Origin of the sequence: uncultured Sphingobacterium sp. (genome assembly GCF_964277905.1) — a bacterium.
Lineage (GTDB): Bacteria > Bacteroidota > Bacteroidia > Sphingobacteriales > Sphingobacteriaceae > Sphingobacterium > Sphingobacterium siyangense.
In genome coordinates, this window is sequence record NZ_CAXYKD010000048.1 from 851570 (window position 1) to 870891 (window position 19322).

Sequence of the window (19322 nt, forward strand, 5' to 3'; positions counted from 1 at the left end):
CATTATTTCTTCCCCAGTATGGAAATTGGTGCAAATCAGTGAAAATGGTAGCATAATCCGTGGATTGTATAAGGGAAATAAATAACTAAGGTGAGACCTTTGTACTGTAAACTTATAGCGTGGTGCAAATCACGGTAAATATAAAAAACATTTTAACAACAACATTAAATAAAGAATTGATTATGAAACTGATGAAAGACAAGGTTGTTCTTATTACAGGAGCAGCAAAAGGTATCGGATTTGCTGCTGCAAAAGCATTCGCAGAGGCCGGGGCATCGGTAGCATTGGCTGATTATGATGAGGATATGGTAAACCAAGCAGCAGAACAGTTAAAGGCAGCGGGTTATCAAGCACTTGCTATCGTTTGTGATGTTTCGGATGATGCACAGGTAAAGGCGATGGTCGATAAAACGGTGGAAACATTCGGAAGACTGGATGCAGCCTATAACAATGCAGGTATCCAAAATGTACTGGCAGATGCAGCAGACCAAACGATAGAAGATTTTGACAGGGTGATAGGGATAAACCTACGTGGCGAGTGGAGCTGCATGAAATACGAGTTGCAGCAGATGCGGAAGCAGGGAAGCGGAGCAATTGTAAACTGTTCGTCCATCGGCGGTATCTTAGGGGGAGCGCAAAGGGGCACGTACCACGCAGCTAAACACGGTGTAATCGGACTTACCAAAAGTGCGGCATTGGAATACGCCTCAAAAGGGATACGCATTAACTCCATCTGTCCGGGTATTATTCATACACCAATGTTGGATGGCATGTTGAGCGGAGGTCAGACAGATGTAATTGATGAAATGCTAAAAGGAGTACCTATTGGTCGTTTGGGACGTCCCGAAGAAATAGCAAATGCTGTGGTATTCCTGTGCAGTGATGCAGCGAGTTTTGTAATCGGTCATACGTTGGTCGTGGACGGCGGTTACAGCATCCAGTAAACTGATTGTAAACTAAAAATAAAGATATGAGTAACGAAAAAGAATTTCAGAACAACGAGAATAGTAACCCGTCCAATCGCCGGGATTTCTTAAAGAGTGCCGCCCTTTTTGGAGCGGCTGCCTGCGTTCCTACCGTATTAGTATCATGCTGTACAGAGCAGAAAACAACATCTTCAAACGAAAGTCAAAACGAAAGCGATATGCCAGTCATTACAGAACGCCGTACATTGGGAAAAGGCACAGCCGCAATGGAAGTTTCCGCATTGGGCTTCGGTGTCATGGGCATGAATTACCACCGTGGCGCACATCCCGATGAAAAAGCCATGATTAAGCTGGCACACCAGGTCGTGGAGCGTGGCGTTACCCTTTTTGACACCGCAGAGACCTATGGCCCGTTCGTAAACGAGGAACTCGCGGGCAAGGCTCTTGCGGAGTTTAAGGGCAAAGTTGCCGTTACCACAAAATTCGGTTTCAACTATGCCGGAAACAAGATAAACGAGAAACCCGCAGGGGCAAACAGCCGTCCCGAACGTATCCGTGAAATGGTGGAAGCATCGCTGAAACGCCTGAATATTGATGTGATAGAATTGCTGTACCAGCACCGTTTCGACCCCAATGTGCCTATTGAAGATGTAGCGGGAACGGTGAAAGACCTTATCGCCGAGGGAAAGGTAAAACACTTCGGTATGTGCGAGGTCGGTGCAGACACTATCCGCAAGGCACACGCCGTTCAGCCTGTTACAGCCATACAGAGCGAATACCATCTGATGTGGCGTGATGTGGAAAAAGAAGTACTGCCCGTATGTGAGGAATTGGGTATCGGTTTCGTGCCGTACAGCCCGTTGAACAGGGGGTTCCTCACGGGAGCAATCAATGAATATACAAGTTTTGGTTCAGGAAACGACAACCGTAATATCCTGCCACGGTTTACCCCCGAAGCCATTCGGTCAAACCTGAAAATCGTGGAAGAACTGAACAAATTCGGACGGACAAGAGGTATCACCATTGCGCAGGTAGCATTGGGATGGCTGCTTCAAAAAGCACCCTACATCGTTCCCATTCCCGGAACGACCAAACTGTCCCATTTGGAAGAAAACCTAAGAACACTTGATTTTACGTTCAGCCAACAGGAATGGAATGAACTTGAAACGGCGGTAGCAAACATTACCATTGTTGGCGACCGTTACCCGGCTTCCGAACAAAAACAGGTACAGAACTAAAGTAGCAGGTATGGAACGCAGACATTTTTTTAAAGTAGCAGCTATGGGCGGAGGTTCGCTAATGGTTTCAGGGCTGACCCCTGTAAACGGCTTGACAAATTTATCAGATAGTACAGAGGACAAAAAACCTGATGAAGCAACAGCCCAAAGGACTGCGCTGCTGAAAGGTGTGTGCGATATTCATATCCATGCCTCTCCCGACAGTAAACCACGGTTGATAAACGAACTTGGTTTTGCACGGGATGCGTACAAGGCAGGCTACCGTTCGATTTTGTACAAGAGCAACGATTTCAGTTGCCATGACCGGGTGTACCTGATACGTCAGGAACTCCCCGATTTTGAGGTCTTCGGCAGCTTGGTAATGAACCGTGTACATGGCGATAAGGTCAATGTACGGGCTGCCGAAAAAGCGGTGGAAACGACAGGTAAATTTTGTAGATGTATATGGATGCCTACGGGCGATGCCATATATCAGCTTAAACACATGAACAGTAAGGAACAGGGCATTCCGGTATTGGGCAGCGATGGAAAAGTGTTGCCCGAAGTGGTACGTGTTATGGAAATCTGCGAAGAAGCGGGAATTAGTTTTGCCACAGGGCATTCCTCACCTGACGAAGCAATCGTACTGGCTCGCAAAGCCCGTGAAGTGGGTCTGAAAAGATTTATTGTTACCCATGCCAATAGCGGTATTTGGACAATGACCCCTGACCAGATAAAGCAGAGCATGGACGTGGGTGCGTTTGTCGAATACTGTTATCTGCCAAAACTTTGGGGAGCGGGAACAGGTTTGCCGGAATACACCCGCATGACTGACGAAGAATTTTTGTCCTTTGTTCGCATCAACCCGCAACGCAGCTTTATCACCTCCGATTTGGGGCAGGTAGGTATGCCACACCCGATTGATGGGATGAACGACTGTATAAGGACGTTACAAAAGGGAGGTATTTCGCAGCAGGATATTGATTTGCTGCTTCGCCGTAATCCGGCTATGTTGGTGGGTTTGCAGGGATAGATAACAGCGTAATCCTAAATTTAAAAAAAGATGAATAACCGTACAATCACTAAAGCAACCCGTGGCATCCTGTCCATAGCCGTATTGCTGGCAATCGGAAGTTGCAAACAATCGCAGAACAATGACCGTACTTGGTCGGTCTACAAAGCGGATGAAAACAGTTCAAATTATTCTCCCCTAAATCAGATAACGGTGGAGAATGTAAGCCAGTTGCAGCACGCATGGACATTTTCGATGGATGACATGCCGAAAACGGCACAGCCGGGCAAAAGCGAATGCAATCCCATTATTGTGGATGGCATCATGTATGCTTCGTCAGCCAACCAATGGGCGTATGCCATAGATGCCGCAACCGGGAAACAGCTATGGTCTTATAACCCATTGGACGGTGAGGGAACTGGGGAAGTAAACCGGGGGCTTACCTATTGGGAAGATGGCGATGATAAGCGCATCATCATGTCCGCAAACAATTTCCTTATCGCCCTTGATGCCAAAACCGGAAAGCCAATACCTGAATTTGGAAATAACGGTAAAGTAGATTTAAAAATCGGATTGCGTGACGCTGATAAAAACTTTTATGTATCACTCACATCACCCGGCGGCATTTATAAAAATCTTATTATCATAGGTTGCCGTGTACCGGATACTTACGGTTCCCAACCCGGTTACATTAGGGCTTATAACTGTGTTACGGGAAAATTGGAATGGACATTCCATACCGTCCCTAATCCGGGTGAGCCAGGTTACGACACTTGGGCTCCCGAAGCCTACAAAGTGGTTGGAGGTGCAAATAATTGGGCTGGACTTAGTATAGACAGCAAACGTGGAATGGTATTTTTATCGTTGGGTTCTCCATCCTATGATTTTTGGGGAGCAGACAGAAAAGGTGACAATCTATACAGCAATTGTGTACTGGCATTGGATGCGGCGACCGGAAAACATAGATGGCATTTTCAGACCGTTCATCACGATATATGGGATTATGACCTGCCAGCACCTCCAGCGTTGATAACGATAAACGATAATGGCAAAAAAACCGATGCGGTAGTACAGATTACCAAGCAGGGTTTTGTTTTTGTATTCGACAGGGAAACGGGCAAATCATTATTCCCGATTGAAGAAAGAAAAGTTCCGGTAAGTCATTTGCCCGGCGAACACTCATCACAGACCCAACCTTTTCCGCTAAAACCCAAGCCGTTTGCAAGGCAGCATATTACAGAAGCAGACCTAACAAACTTTTCTCCCGAAGACCATGAGGCATTGGTAAAACAATTTCGTTCGATGCGCTACGAGGGCTTGTACACCCCACCTGATTTAAAAGGAACAATCCAGCTTCCGGGAACAAGGGGCGGTGGTGAATGGGGCGGTGCTGCCTACGATCCTGCTACCAATTTACTGTATGTCAAATCGAACGATGCGCCTGACTTGATTACCATCACCACTGGAACAAAGCAGGCTTCGGAAAGCGTTGTTCAGGAAAGTTCCAGCCAGCTTACAACCGCCGACAGAAGCGCACGTCCCGACCAATATATAAACAGCACAGGTTACAAAACGTGGAAAGACCCAAGCGGCAACCCTGCAATTACGCCACCATGGGGAACGCTAAGTGCCATCAATATGGCTACCGGAGATTATGCGTGGCAGATACCGTTGGGCAATGACAGCCTGCGGCAACAAAAAGGCGCACCTGAGACTGGGCAAGAGGGAAAAGCTGGCCCGGTTGTAACTGCAGGTGGTTTAATTTTCATAAGCGGAACGGAAGACAGAAAACTCCGAGCCTTGGATAAGGCGACAGGAAAATTGCTTTGGCAAACAACGCTCCCTGCCCTTGCGAACGCTACGGCGTGTACCTATCAGGTAAACGGTAAACAATATGTGGCAATTTCGGTCGGCGGAACCAAAAATAATCCATCGGGTTCCATTATGGCGTTCTCAATACCGTAAGATGCTAAGATTGGATAATATTTAAAATCAACATATATGACAAAGACTATAACAATAGCATTGATGACAGCAACCTTAATGCTTTTATCCTGCAACAATTCAAAAGATAAAACAATGGAATCGACAAACAACGAAATATTCCCCATTGGTAACAAAATCACCAACGGATATTTTAGCGGAGATGCTTTCTTGCGTCTCCTGCAAGAAAAGGACAAGAACAATGATTTTGCATTGGGCAACGTAACCTTTGAACCTGGCGCAAGAACAAACTGGCATAACCATCCCAAAGGGCAGGTATTAATTGTCACCGAGGGCAAGGGTTGGTATCAGGAAAAGGGAAATCCTGCACAGGTCATCAAGAAGGGCGATGTTATAAACATCCCTGAAGACGTGGAGCATTGGCACGGCGCATCTGCCGACAGCAGGATGGTACATATTGCCATCACCAACTATCAAGGTGAGGAAAATGTAACTTGGCTGCAACCCGTAACGGATGCAGAATACAACGAGGTAAACAAACAATAAAATGAAAAGGATAAGACTTATTGCAGTTGCGTCCCTTATGCTATTGGGACTGGCTTGCACAGAAACCCAAAAAGATAAAAAAGCACCGGATATGAAACAGGAAACTAAACAGGAGGACTATCTGACCTTTAAGTTAAGCGATAAGGTCATAAGAGAGCAGGTATACCATATAAACTTGAAACGGCAATCAACGAATTGGAACTTGAAGCCGATTGTTCGATACAACAGATAGAAACTGTTATCAACCTTATTCTTGGTTGCCTGACCGAAGTAAAAGAGCATGTTTTAAGATAACAAAATAAGATACAATGAATTTCTACATCGTCTCATTATTGGATGCTTTAGCTGAGCAAAATCTATCTGTTTTTTGCAAACTAAATTTTGTGAAGTCCGCAGTCCTTTTTTCTGATCTGCATGTAATATCTAAGCATTTTAAAGTCGTTACTGATTTTTATTTTTCTTTTTTTAAAAACCTTGAATTCATACCGGAAAATGGGTTTACTAAAGATCATTTTGGTTATTATAGCTTTACGGAAGATGATGGTTATGATCAACCGATTAAAGAGGTGGTCCGTAATCTTAACCAGACTAGGCTTGCCTTTAATGATGTATTTCCGGTTCAAGTGCGTTATACTGATAAAAGTAATATACATTTGGTTGTAGGTTTAGGCCGGGCAGAGAGTGTAAAGAGGGGCTTTTTGCACATAGTTGATCTCAATTTGCCTAAAGAGGAAATTAAAAACACCCCTCAAAATGTTATTTATGTTAAGGAGATATTGAAATCCTATAATCCCAATAATATTCAGACTTTAAAGGAGTTTATTGAAGCCAAGGGATTTAATTATAGTCACTTTCAACGTGACTGTAAAATTTGCTTCGGTGATTCTTTCTACAGTTTCTGGTTAAAGGGAAAGATGCTGGACGCAGTAGGCGATATAATATTTACGCCCATGAGCTTAAAGGAAGTAGCATTTAAAAACAGATTTTTAGATTATCAGAATATGTATAAAGCTTTTACGCGTCATGGTGTCGGTCTGACAACAATTCCTCGATTAGCTAATTTATAATTCCTTCAGTTATTATTGTACATACTTTTGTTGCATATTGGTATAATTTTATTGCATATTGGTATATAATTGTTAATATTGTCATTATTTATTTTTAGCACAAGACCGAAATTTGTCATAATCAATGCCAGTGATTATGATAAGCTTTATAAAAAAGTATTTTGTACAGACGGTAAGTATTCTTCTTGCATTGCTTTTTATATATGCTGCTGCCAGTAAGCTGTTGGACTTTGCAAACTTCCAGGTACAACTTGCTCAGTCTCCTTTATTAAGTGCTTACGCGGGAATTATATCATACCTGATCCTGATAATCGAATTTCTGGTAGCAATTGCGTTATGTTTACCCATAAGCAGGCTTCTAGCGTTATATGCATCACTGGCATTAATGGTCGCTTTCACTATTTATATCTACCTCATATTGAATTATAGTGATTTCATACCCTGCAGTTGTGGAGGTATACTGGAAAAATTGGGTTGGAAAGAACATCTTATATTCAATATTTGCTTTGTTTTATTATCTTTTGGTGCAATCGTGGCGCTCAGTAGGAACAGCGGTTTTAAAATGCGCACAACTTTAGCTTTTACGACTATTACAACTGTGCTGAGCTGCGGAATTGTGATTTTATTGTTTCTAGGGTCAGAGCACATTGTGAAAAAGGAAAATAATTTCACAAGACGCTTCCTGGTTCATCCAGTTATTGAAGAAAAAAAGATTCTTGACCTGGACAGACCGGACTATTATTTTGCTGGTTATGATGACGAACATATCTATCTTGGAAATAGGATCTTTCCGCAGATTTTGACGACCGCAGATACAGCACTCAATAGCATGCAGTTAATGAAGATCGAGCCAGACAATATGAACCATAAATTTTCTAATTTGAGGTTGCAGGTCAATAATGGATTTTACTATTTTTATGACGGTACTATACCAATAATTTACCGTGGTAGATTAGGAAATCCACACGCTAAAACTTTAAGTTTTCAAGATGCCTATTTTAATCAGCTTATTGTTTTGGATTCAGCACGGTTTGCGCTGAGAACACAGAGCAGCGCGACGAAACAATTTACACTGGCACTCCTTGATCTAAATTCAGACCCTAAGATAAAGTTATTTCCAGAGCTTTTAAAAAAGCAGATAGATGGTGTGTTCGATGTAGATGGAAACATAACTTATGACAAGTCTCAGATCAACTTGATTTACACCTACCTCTATAGAAACGAATACCTAATTATGGACGATCGGTTTAGGTTAAAGAATACGTTCAATACTATTGATACAACACATATTGCCCAGATCAAAATAACAAAACTTGCTGACGGTAGACACAAAATGAACGCACCCCCATTGAAGGTAAACCGTCAGAGTGTTGCATTCGGTGGAGTACTCTTTAACCAATCTGATCTCATGGGTAAGCTTGAATCGAGGGAAGCTTGGGAAGCCGCGAAGGTGATAGATATGTATAGAACCGACCGACAGGAATACATTGGAAGCTTTTACATATATAATAAAAAGGAGATGAAAATGCATGATTTTTTGATAACTGAGAAATATATGTATGTTCTACGTGGAGACGAAGTGGTAAGGTACCGCATTCGCGATATTATCAAAAAAAATTACGTAAGAGGGGAAGCCGAAAACCTCCACTAAGAGTAGGCAGAGAAATTATAAACAAATTAAGATGAAAAAATTATTATTGCCTGCACTCATTGTAGCAATGGGTGCCGGAGCAGCAGTTGCCGGAAACATGGCAAAATTTAACGAAACAGCTTATCGCTTTGATGAAAGCCAAGGGCTGTGTATTGAGACCAACCAAATGTGTGGTGAAGCTGAAGAAAATCCAATTTGTACGTGGTCTGAGGATTCCTCTGTCCAATTAAAAAGACTTAGCAGTCCAACAGAATGTGGGAAGGTTCTACATGAAATCTTACCTTAGTAACTGACAAAAAAAATGAGGGATGCTAATTAGCATCCCTTTTAATTTCTTTTTCAATCCAAGGAATATCGGTTTTATTTTTTAAAAAATAGTTCCACCAATCCAGTGCTTTTCTGTTCATGTCTTTGCTTTCTTTCGTATTCCATCCCAGATCATGTTCACGATGTTGATAGAATAAAGCAACGACCGGGAGATTATTCCGTTTCAGCCCCATTAAGAACTCCATAGCCTGTTCAGGGGGAACAATATCATCGAGTGATCCACTCCAGAGCAGAACGGGGGCTTTTACGTTTTCGACATAATTTATTGGACTGTTTTTTAAATAACGCTCCTTTGCCTCAGAAAAAGGTTTGTTCATTTCATATTGTCCTACTTCAAATCTAGTGTGATTAGGTTTTTGCTCATGGTAGTCATATGAGAAATAACTTGAAACTATATCGCTCTTTGCTGCGCCAGCTATAAATGCTGCAAATCGATTAGATTGAGTAGCAATGAAATTCGTTTCATAACCACCCATAGAATGCCCAGTCAGGCCAATCTTATCTTTATCTATGGCTTGGTTCAGCGATATAGCATTCAATGCGCTATGTACACAGTCCAATGCGGCAAGCCCAGTTCCCCTACCATCAAATACAATATCCGGTTCATACACAAAATATCCATTTTCCAGGAGGGTACGTCTATTTACGCCTGTAGGTTCATTTGCTGGAAGGGAATAAAAATTGGATAGGGTACTTTTAATTTGATAAATGTAAACCACCATTGGGTATTTTTTACTTTGATCATATCCTGTGGGATAGTAAAGGACACCCTTCAGAGGTATTCCAAGAGAATTTTTATATTGTATAATTTCCTGTTTTAGAGTTTGTCCAGTCTTATCCGTAGTAGTAAAAATTTCGATTTTCTTTTTGCTTCCAGCTTTCGAAGAGAATATCTTGGGTGCCATATTGTAGTTCTCTTCGATTGTTACTAAATTCTTCAAATCTTGGTCGTACTTAATGTCCTTAATCCGATTTTTTGTTGTAGGAATGACAGTTTTTATTTTGGCTTTGTAAAAAGAACTGTAAGTACTGCTATTTGAAATTTTATTTACTGTTCTAATCAAAAGTGGACGCTTATTGCTAAACATATTCATTTTAAACCCAAACACAGGATTCGTAGTTCTTCGCTCAGCATTTAAAATTCTAGCCTCCTGTTCTTTTGAAATTCCAGCTGGGAATAGTGTTTGGCTTTTTATGTCAAAAATATAGACGTCATTGGAACTTTCAAATAGGATATTTTTAAAATCCTCGGAAAACGTAGGATTCTGTAAACTTTGATTATCAATAATTATGTGTCTGTCAATTTCTACTTCATAGAGGTTCCATTTTTGATCTTTTGGGTTTAGTGCGATAATAAAACGGCCGTCAGAGGAATGTACGATGTCCTTTGTAACCTGATGAAAAATTTCGGTAAAAGTTCCCCTTAATGTATCATATAGTTTCAAATTAAGGAATGGATGCAATGTTAGATTCTTAAATTCCTCCAATGGATTAAAAGCCAAAACATACCTCTCACTGTCAATGTTACTGTAGATTGGATAAGTGTTGGGTAACTGATATGTCCTGTTTGTATCCTTGCTCCATAGATAATAAAGGTAGTCTGTTGATCCTGCCTGTTTAGCGCCTAGATTATTATCTCTCCCGTACCATATATCTAAAAAATTCTCCTTAGATGGTTTTCGTCGACTTGCGAAGGTAATAAAATATGCCTTACCATCTTTAACCGGAGATACTTCAACGAAGTCAGCTTTTTGTGGCTCAATACCTGATAATATTGTTTGTTTTCCATATTGCGTATCAATAAATACCAGCTGCAATTTACGGGTCTTCGGATCTGTTATGCAGAGAATGAGATCCTTGCCAGAAGGAGGGAGCAACATTTGCGTAATTTCCTTTTGGGTTTCAAACAAAATTACTTTTTTATCACTATCTATTCGTGCTACTTTATTTATTGTTCCTTCTTTAAAATTCAGAAATAATAAATTTTTTTTGTCTGTTGTAAACATTTGGCTATTTGCCACTGATTGCAATAATTCATTCGCTGAACCATACAGTTTAAATGTTGCACTTTTATCCATAATGAGGTACTGATTTAGTTCAAAAAGGATATCTGCAAATCTCACATTTTCATATTTAACCGTTGATTTCTTATATAAATTGCTATGCTGTGCTATTCCATTTCCGTAGGAGAATAAACTGCTGTTTTTTAAGAACATATTATTTGGCATTTTAAGTATTGTTGCCAGCTGGTTATTTGTTCTGTTGGCTTCCAATACTACAGCGGTATCGCTGTTGGTCGAATATATTTTTCGCATAGCCACAAAGTTTGTATCGGGCGAATAGGTAAGGTTATTTATGGTGTGATATCTTGATATCCATTGCTGTAAAGTATCATAAGTAACCTTAGATTGGCCGTTTCCTATAATATTTAGAAGGATTAATAGAAAAATTAATATCTTTTTCATAATCAGTATCCGGTATTTTGTGGGTTCAGATTAGGATTTAGCAATAACTCTTTTTGCGGCAAAGGCCAAAAGCTATGGTAACTTTTCCAATTTGTTTTAATGGGTAGAAGGTCATTTAGTCTATTCATCCTTTTAAGGTCGAGGAATCGATGTCCCATTTCGGTAAAAAATTCTTTTCTATCTTCCAAAAGGATTTCATTCAGTAAGGCCTGTTTTGAAATTGGCATCACGAGTGCAGGTAACGTTGCGCGTTGACGTGTTGCGTTCAGGTAAGGAAGTGCTTCGGCTGATTTATCCTGCTGGGCGAGTGCTTCAGCCAAAAGGAGATGTACTTCCTCTAATCTGAAAATTACGGAGTATTCCGTGGTATTATTTGTAAGGATCTTATATTTTGCAGGCCTGTACCACGTATTTTGCCCTACAGTAACAGTTGCCATCCACTGATTTTTACGCTGGTCACCAGCAGAGAAAATGTTGACCAGATTTTGGGATAGGGCATAATTTGAAGGAGCTGCGCCCGTAAAATAGTAAGCAGTTACTTCCTGGGTTGCATCGCCATTGTTTTTTGGCTTTAATTGCCACAGTATATGTGATCCGGTTTTTGTGAAAACCTTGCTGAGATCATTTTCAGGCTGATAAAGGGAACTCTGGGTTATCATTCGCAGTTTGGTTTCGGCATCATTCCATCGGGATTGGAGCATGTAAATTTTTGCAAGCATGAGTTCAGCAACCTTACGGTTGGGGATGATCCTTTCCGTACTTCGATAAGTATCCGTGAGGGATAAAATGCTGCTATTGAGATCATTTTCCAATCGTGTCAGCACTTCTGATGATGGGATTTTTGGCAGGGACTGATTTACCTGATAATCTGTTGAGCTAGGATAGGGGATATCGCCAAAAATCTGTTGCAGATAGAAAAAAAGGATTGATCTGACCAGAAGTGCCTCACCTTTGATCCGCTGCTTTTCACTGACAGGAATTGTTGTCGATTTTTCGGTTCCCTCCAATATGGCGTTTGAGACATACACCAATCTATATGCTGAGGACCAATACGTACTTATTGCAGCATTGCTGTCAATCTGCTGGTTCTGGAAAATGTCGTAAAGACCAGTTGTGGAATTTGTTCCATAGTAGGTAAGATCATCTGTATAACTTCCCAGTAGTCTACCTGTTTGGTTTCCGGCCAGCGGAGAACTGTTCCATAATCCGGCGTATAGTTCAGCAAGTGCGGCATTGGCCGTCTGTACCGTTTCAAAAACCGATTCAGTAGGTATCTGGTTCTCAGGTACATCTACCTCCAGCATTTTTTCACAGGATAAAGTAACCTTTAGAAGTAGAAGTGCCAGTATAATGTATATTGATATGTGTATTTTCATTTTGATATATTTTAAAGATTTAATTTTAAGCCAAAAGCGAATGTGCGTAATGGCGGGAGGTAGCCAATGGTTGTGAATTCAGGATCAATGCCGAAATACTTTGTCCACGTAATCAGATTTTGGCCCTGAAAGTATAGTCTAATACTTCTGAAGGATGTGTTTTTTAATGGGATATTATATGCCAGTTCCACATTTTTAAGCCTGATGAAGGAGGCATCTGACACCGATGCCGTGCTATTCTGAAATATTGAATGATTAGGCGACGCATTGGCCTTATACGGCTGATAAAAGCCACTTGGATTTTCCGGCGACCAGACATCCAGCGCTTCTACAGGAAGATTATTCATGATGCCCGTAGAAGGGATTATATAATTATAGTTTCTGCTTTTCTGTTTTACAAACTGAAATAAGAACGAGAAATCCCAGTTTTCATAATGTAAGCTGCTGCTCAGACCGCCAAAGAAATTTACTCCGATGTTCTCAATTACTTGGGCGTCGTCCGCAGAAGAGATTTTACCGTCCCCATTATAGTCTGTGAAAATATAGGTTCCGGTTTTAGGGTCAATTCCTTCGAGATTAAATAATTTAACAATGGAGGTTGGCTGGCCAATAACATAGGTGTTACTGTATGTTGAACCTTCCAGTCCCGGAAAAGAAATAAGTTTATTTTTGGGAAAAGTTATGTTGAATGAAGTTTCCCATTGGAATTTTCCTTTGGAAAACGGTCTGGCATTCAATTCCAATTCCCATCCGGTATTCTGAACGGTGGCGTCAAGGTTCGCAAGTACGGAGGAAAAGCCTGTCATTGCAGGGAGCTGGTAGCCGACCAGCTGATTGGATGAGCGGTTGCGGTACCATGCGGCATTTATATTTACTTTATTCCTAAATAAACCGAGCTCGATTGCAGCTTCAACTTTTTTGGTTTTTTCCCAGCTGAAATCCGGATTGAACAGACGGGAAGGGGAAAGACCCGTGACCCCGTCGTAAATGGATGAAGAAACCGTATAGGTATCCAGATACCCATAATCCCCAATATTGTCACTACCTGTTGTCCCAAAACTTCCACGTAATTTTCCAGAACTGAGCCAGTTTGAATTTTTCAGAAAATTCTCTTCCGAAAATAGCCATGCTGCACCAACCGCTCCAAAATTCGCAAATTTCTTATTCGGTCCAAAACGGCTTGAACCGTCACGTCTACCCGTGATGTTGAGGATATATTTTTTGTCAAATTGATAGTTTAACCTTCCAAAAAATGCGGCATATCTGTATTGTGTGTTATATTGATCTTCGATCGTTTTTGTCTTTGCTGCCGATATGTTATGGATCAGTGCATTACTTTCAAAGCCTGTACCGCTCATTGACCCATAGGAGTTATTTTCATTCTGGAATGTACCTCCTATCAAAACCTCAAAGGCATGTTTTGCATGTCTGAATTTATAGTTGACCTGTGGCTCCAATATGTAAGAAAGCCTATTCTGATTGTTTTTAGAAGCCTTTGAATAGGCACTGGACTGCCCGGTTACATAGGCAGGATTGTAGATGGTATTCGGGCTTATATTCCATTCCTCGAAAGCCTGATAGTTGCCCCCTCCGCCCAGTTTTAGAGTGATATTTTTAAACAGGTCATAAGCGATGTTAAGATTGGTCATGTACTGGATGTTCTGGTTGGAGTATGTAGCGTTGTAAGCTGCAACAGGATTGCTCCAGGTATTATTCTCCCAGTTCAATGTTCCATCATCCTTATAGAGAGCCGGAGCATTCGGGGACAGTGAAAATGCACTTCGGGTAATGTCGGAATTGATAACATTGTTTTTTTGCACGCTGAACATGTTGGAAACGTCGAGATTCAGCTTTTTGTCCTTCGAACGATGTGCAATATTGGTTGTGATGCTGTTTGTGGTATATTTAAAATCATTACCAAAAACGGTGGACTGTTCGTTATGTCCTAAGCTCAATAGAAAGGATGTTGTCTCACTTCCACCTGTTAATTGTAGCTGGGTATTGGATGCTGTTGCCGTGTTTCCGATTAAGCTTTTCGACCAGTCAGTATACCTGTCTGCTTTCCATGTACCATTAACATCATAAGCATTTGCTGGATATGTACTGATTCCACTATTGACAAACGCCTGTCTTCGCATACTTAGATATTGCTCAGTGTTCATCATTTTGAGTCTTGACATAACATTGCTGAGTGCATATGATGAATTTAATGACGCGCTAAGTCTGCCGGATTTACCCTTTTTCGTTGTGACAAGTATGACCCCATTTGCACCACGCGAGCCGTAGATTGCGGTTGCATCCGCATCTTTTAGTACTTCAATACTTTCAATATCAGCTGGATTGATACTATTTAAAGGGCTTATGCTTGACATCGGCAATATAGCGGATGTAAATCCGAAAGTTTTCACTTCATTACCTATTGGAACGCCATCGACAATATAAAGCGGATTGTTTCCGTCACTTCTTAACGAGTTTTTACCTCTTATCTGTACCTGAAAGCCGCTGCCCGGAACACCACTGCTTTGTACAATGTTGACACCAGCCATACGCCCCTGTGCAGCTGCCAGAACGTTTGAAATGGGTTGGTTTTCAATTTCTTTAGCACCTACTTTTGCGATACTTCCCGTTTGTTCTTTTTTGGTTACTTTGTAGTATCCGGCGTTCAGGATGACCTCATCTATAACTTTTGTATTGTAAACCGAGCTAGCGGTATCGGATTTTGCAAATGTGGGAGAAGAGTTTTCAATTATAGACTCTGTGGATCTAATCTTTTTCGGCCTGATGATAACGCTATTATTGTCGATAATAGTCTCCACAGGGACGTCTTTTAAAATTTTATTGAGACAGTCCATTACCGGTTCGTTTTTACATTTGGTGGGCTGAACAGTGTAACCCTTAAGATCATCACTTGAGTAAATATGATCTTTTACATTTTCGGAGAGGAATTTTTCGACTGCTTGTGAAGCAGTTGTTTTTCCGGTTTCAAAATTTACCCTCTTTGTTGAGAGTTTTTCCTGAGCATAGAGCCCTTGGCAGGTTATTGATAGTATTAGGATCAATAGTACTGCGCTGCAAACTTTTTTCATTATTTTTGCATAGTATTTAAAAATTAATAATGGATCGAACAGTTATTGGTTGAATACGCGGCCGACGGTTGCACCCGTCGGTCTTTTTTATTTTATTCATCCAGGTCAGTTTGTTTTAGGAGTAGGGGATCAGTGCAGAAGTATGGACTAACCAAAGTCTATTCTTCCAATTGAAATGTTTTATCATTTATTTTTTTTGTATTTAGGTTTAGCTTTAGGGAGATCAGTCTTATCATATCCGCTGCAGTGGCTTTTTCTTTTGTAGCACTAAGTTTTGAATTTGAAGCGGTAGAAGGGTACTGAATTTCTACGGCGTAGGTATCTTCTAAAATTTTTATGGCATCCATAAGCTTTAAATCCGTAAACGAGATTGTCGCTGTATTGTTCTTTAGCGTTGTATCAGCAGTTTTGGTGGCAACAATGGTTGCAACATCCTTTGAGCCGAAGTTGGAAAATGTCTGTTTGGGTTTAATTATAAAGGTTTCTGTCGGTTTTTCCGCTTTTATAACCTGAACTTTGCCCTCGTAAAGATCTACGTTAAACCGTTGATTGTCCTGTGTGATTTTAAAAATTGTACCCAAAACTTTGGTTTGGTAAGATCCTGCGTGAACGATGAAGGGATGTATTTTTGATTTGGTCACATTAAAAACTGCGTCACCGTCAAGAATTACTTCTCTTGTATCAGCTGGAAAAGACTTTTCAACGGTCAATTTTGCGCCTTTGGACAGTGTTACTCTGGAACCATCTTTTAGGGTTAATGTCAAGACATTCTGAGTAGCCTGATAGACATCTGGAAGGTACAAAGAGCGGTATGAAATTACGCTACCGATTAACACGAGTACGGCAGCAATCATCAGGGAAGTATATCGAATAGTTTTTATCTTTCTTTTTTTCGCCTGGTGAGCTTCTATTCTGGTGTAAAGTTTTTGATGAAACTCTCTTTTTTGCTGCTCTGTCGGAGTTTCTAGCTCGGCATCTGCTTTATTTCCGAGCTTATCCCATAATTCTTTTGCTTCATCGAAGGAAAGCTGATCGGGCTGTTTTCTCTTGTCCATAATAAAAGGGCTTTATTATGTATACCAAAAAGTAGCTGCAATAGCCCCCCCTAAAAATTGGACTTTAACTAAAATTAAGAAGTTTTAACGCAATTTAACTATGATTTTGGTGTTCACGCAAGAAGAACATAGCCTTTGAGATCTGTTTTTTTACAGCTTTGGAGGATAGATTGAGGTTATTGGCAATTTTTTCCTGTGTCATGCCCTCAAATTTATTCATGGTGAATATTTTTTTTCGTGTCGCAGGTAGCAGTTCAATATTTATCCTTAAAAGTTCAAGCTCTTTTTCTTCTTCAAGAATTGCCTGTAACCGGTCAGATGAATCATCGGATAAATGAATATCAGCGACTTCAATTGTGTAAGGAATTTTTTTCTGCTGTACGGAGAAATTTGAAATTTCCTGAATGCAGGTTTTTATAATGACGCTTTCCGCATTCTGTTCTGTTAATGATTTTCGATAATTCCATAAATGGAAAAAAATATTCTGTAATATATCGAAGACATCATCACGATCCTTCACTTTTCGGGATACCATCGCGAACATACGGTTCCAATATGTCTCATAAATTTTCTGAAACATAACATCGTAACTATTCTTATTGCGTGAGAATAATGGCATTTTTGGTTATTTAGGATAATTCGCAGTATACAAATTTAAGTATATTTTATTAAAATTGTTTATTTTAGCAATATATTTGTACGTTTATGGTATAAAAATTAAAGGATGTTATGCTAAATAGTAGTATATACCGATTATAATTTAATTTTAAATTTTATATCATATTTTAGTGATAATAATTTTCGTTTGTAAAAATATTTATATATTAGCATACTAATTTTATCGGAAAAAAAAGCGTAAGCTGTCAAATTTGGCTGAGAGAAACTGCGAACTTCTAAAAAAACCAAAAATATTGACAGACTTACGCCTGTGTCTCAAAATATGGGCATGGGCTAGGTCGTCTATTTTGGTTTTGGGTTCTTCGCAGTACCTTCTCTAGCAATAGCACCTTGTTCCATGCCTTTTGTATTTACCCAAGAATACTTTAGTGCAAACCCGTAATAATTTAGACTATTACACGACAGGTTTTGACGTTTTGACAGTTTAGTTTCGCTTTTAAATCATTGATAATAAATACCTGGCCTGAGAATTTAATTTAAATTTCCGTGAAAATACGGAAGCCAGACTATTAAAAATAAAATATATTGCGAAGCCAAAATTAACCTTGAAAAACACACCTGTGAGATGAGACAAATATTATTATTTAGCTTGTTTTTATGCTATCATTATATATATGGACAGATTCCAAATCTGCCGCAAAGACCAGGTGTTTCCAATTTATACAGTGTACCTGAAAGTCTGAATAATCAACCCAGCCATAGACCAAACTCTCCAAATATTATTGCGACTTCAAATTATTATAAAAAGGTTACACCCCGAGATGATCAGGATGAGATCAATAAAGAGGTAGATAGGCAAATGGCAATGATCAGGGAAGAATCGTATGTGAAAAATTATATGCTTACTTCTTTATCTGATAGAAAGGGAACCGACTCTTATTACAGGGCTTTTGATAACTTAATGAAGTTCGACCCTGACAGCTACTCCATTACAGACGCTGTTTTTCTGGTTGAAAATGCATACAACAACAATGACCGTAATTTTCAGTCAGCATATCAAACACAGATTCAGAAAGCTACTAACATGATCAGGCAACAGATGAAAAGGAGTGTGATAGATGATTCTGATAATGTGGCCAAGAATCTTGCAATATTCAGATACTTTGCGCAGGATACAAAGCAGAATGGAAAAGTTATCCATAAGGCAATCAAATATGACTTTGAAGACTATATGGGTGCCAAGGATTACAGTAAGATGTTTGTTTCCAAATTGATGAAAACAAATACTGGGCAGTGTCATTCCATGCCACTTTTGTATTTGATGTTAGCAGAACAGATTGGTGCAGAGGCCTTTCTTGTTGTGTCACCCAATCATTCTTATATACGCTTTAAAGATGGGGACGGCGAAGTTCTTAGTGTTGAGCTTACCAATGGAATGTTTTCTGCAAACTCTTTTGTTTTGAATTCCGGATATATTAAAGCTGAAGCTCTAAAGAACAAGCTTTATATGCAGAACCTATCAAAGAGAGAAGTCCTCTCACAGACTTATGTTGACCTTGCCAGTGGATATATCCATAAGTTTGGTTATGATGAGTTTGTTGCAAAAGTTTTAGGAAAAGCACTGGAGCTCGATCCAAATAATATAAATGCGACATTATGGAAAAGCAACACCGATCAGATGCGTTTTATGCAGGCCTGTAACCGGGTTAATATTGACCCTGAAAATAAGGAACAGTTGCAAAAGATCAGGAATTATCCTCCGCTGGAAAGCCAATTTCTGGAAATAAAGGCTGGATTTGATTACATAGACCAGTCAGGTTTTGCCCAAATGCCTGCGGAACAGTATGAACAATGGCTGGGTTCTCTACAAACGACGGAGAATAGGCAAAAGAGTGAGGAGATTGCAGAACGTTTGAGGATATTGAATGCACAAAAACAAAGGGAAGCTGCAAAAAAAATAAAACCTATCGTGCCTAAGAAGGAAAGTCCAAAAGTATATGCAATTCCGAAGGAATTTTTATAACCAGATAAT

The 19322-nt window shown here is 40.1% G+C and carries 15 protein-coding genes; 10 read left to right on the forward strand and 5 right to left on the reverse strand.

The features are described from left to right. The first annotated feature begins 182 nt into the window (after window positions 1-182). The 9 genes from ACHWSC_RS25390 (at window position 183) to ACHWSC_RS25430 (ending at window position 8649) form a co-directional block, all read left to right on the forward strand. On the forward strand, window positions 183-944 hold the full coding sequence (locus ACHWSC_RS25390) for an SDR family NAD(P)-dependent oxidoreductase (RefSeq protein WP_394678699.1): 762 nt from the start codon (window positions 183-185) through the stop codon (window positions 942-944). A gap of 26 nt (window positions 945-970) precedes the next feature. Then, a complete protein-coding gene (locus tag ACHWSC_RS25395) occupies window positions 971-2164 on the forward strand; it encodes an aldo/keto reductase (protein WP_394678700.1) in 1194 nt (397 codons plus the stop codon). Window positions 2165-2174: 10 nt separating this feature from the next. After that, complete coding sequence (locus tag ACHWSC_RS25400) at window positions 2175-3176, forward strand: DUF6282 family protein (RefSeq protein WP_394678701.1); 1002 nt, start codon at window positions 2175-2177, stop codon at window positions 3174-3176. 30 nt (window positions 3177-3206) lie between these two features. Next, on the forward strand, window positions 3207-5120 hold the full coding sequence (locus tag ACHWSC_RS25405) for a pyrroloquinoline quinone-dependent dehydrogenase (protein WP_394678702.1): 1914 nt from the start codon (window positions 3207-3209) through the stop codon (window positions 5118-5120). 36 nt (window positions 5121-5156) lie between these two features. Beyond that, window positions 5157-5645, forward strand: coding sequence for a cupin domain-containing protein (locus ACHWSC_RS25410; protein WP_394678703.1), 489 nt, complete (start codon window positions 5157-5159; stop codon window positions 5643-5645). A 1-nt stretch (window position 5646) separates the two neighbouring features. Then, window positions 5647-5877 (forward strand): hypothetical protein, encoded by a 231-nt coding sequence (locus tag ACHWSC_RS25415; protein WP_394678704.1) that lies wholly within the window; start codon window positions 5647-5649, stop codon window positions 5875-5877. Window positions 5878-5953: 76 nt separating this feature from the next. Further along, window positions 5954-6712 (forward strand): hypothetical protein, encoded by a 759-nt coding sequence (locus ACHWSC_RS25420; RefSeq protein ID WP_394678705.1) that lies wholly within the window; start codon window positions 5954-5956, stop codon window positions 6710-6712. 136 nt (window positions 6713-6848) lie between these two features. Beyond that, window positions 6849-8363, forward strand: coding sequence for a MauE/DoxX family redox-associated membrane protein (locus ACHWSC_RS25425; RefSeq protein ID WP_394678706.1), 1515 nt, complete (start codon window positions 6849-6851; stop codon window positions 8361-8363). Window positions 8364-8394: 31 nt separating this feature from the next. After that, window positions 8395-8649, forward strand: a complete 255-nt coding sequence (locus tag ACHWSC_RS25430) for a hypothetical protein (RefSeq protein ID WP_394678707.1) — start codon at window positions 8395-8397, stop codon at window positions 8647-8649. Window positions 8650-8674: 25 nt separating this feature from the next. On the opposite strand, the gene ACHWSC_RS25435 is transcribed toward ACHWSC_RS25430, so the two are convergent. From ACHWSC_RS25435 to ACHWSC_RS25455, 5 genes are all read right to left on the reverse strand, one after another. Next, on the reverse strand, window positions 8675-11005 hold the full coding sequence (locus ACHWSC_RS25435) for an alpha/beta hydrolase family protein (protein WP_394678708.1): 2331 nt from the start codon (window positions 11003-11005) through the stop codon (window positions 8675-8677). A gap of 152 nt (window positions 11006-11157) precedes the next feature. Next, window positions 11158-12531, reverse strand: coding sequence for a RagB/SusD family nutrient uptake outer membrane protein (locus ACHWSC_RS25440; protein WP_394678709.1), 1374 nt, complete (start codon window positions 12529-12531; stop codon window positions 11158-11160). Between the two features lie 11 nt (window positions 12532-12542). Further along, window positions 12543-15617 carry a SusC/RagA family TonB-linked outer membrane protein gene (locus ACHWSC_RS25445; protein ID WP_394678710.1) on the reverse strand — a complete coding sequence of 1025 codons (3075 nt, stop codon included), beginning with the start codon at window positions 15615-15617 and terminating at the stop codon, window positions 12543-12545. A 158-nt stretch (window positions 15618-15775) separates the two neighbouring features. After that, entirely contained in the window at window positions 15776-16672 is an 897-nt protein-coding gene (locus ACHWSC_RS25450) for a FecR family protein (RefSeq protein WP_394678711.1), read from the reverse strand. A 94-nt stretch (window positions 16673-16766) separates the two neighbouring features. Continuing rightward, window positions 16767-17291: a sigma-70 family RNA polymerase sigma factor gene (locus ACHWSC_RS25455; protein WP_394678712.1), complete on the reverse strand. Its 525-nt coding sequence runs from the start codon at window positions 17289-17291 to the stop codon at window positions 16767-16769. A gap of 624 nt (window positions 17292-17915) precedes the next feature. On the opposite strand from ACHWSC_RS25455, the gene ACHWSC_RS25460 reads away from it, so the two are divergent. Further along, the gene (locus ACHWSC_RS25460) at window positions 17916-19313 is read left to right on the forward strand and encodes a hypothetical protein (protein WP_394678713.1); all 1398 of its coding nucleotides are present in this window, start codon (window positions 17916-17918) and stop codon (window positions 19311-19313) included. Window positions 19314-19322 lie beyond the last annotated feature (9 nt).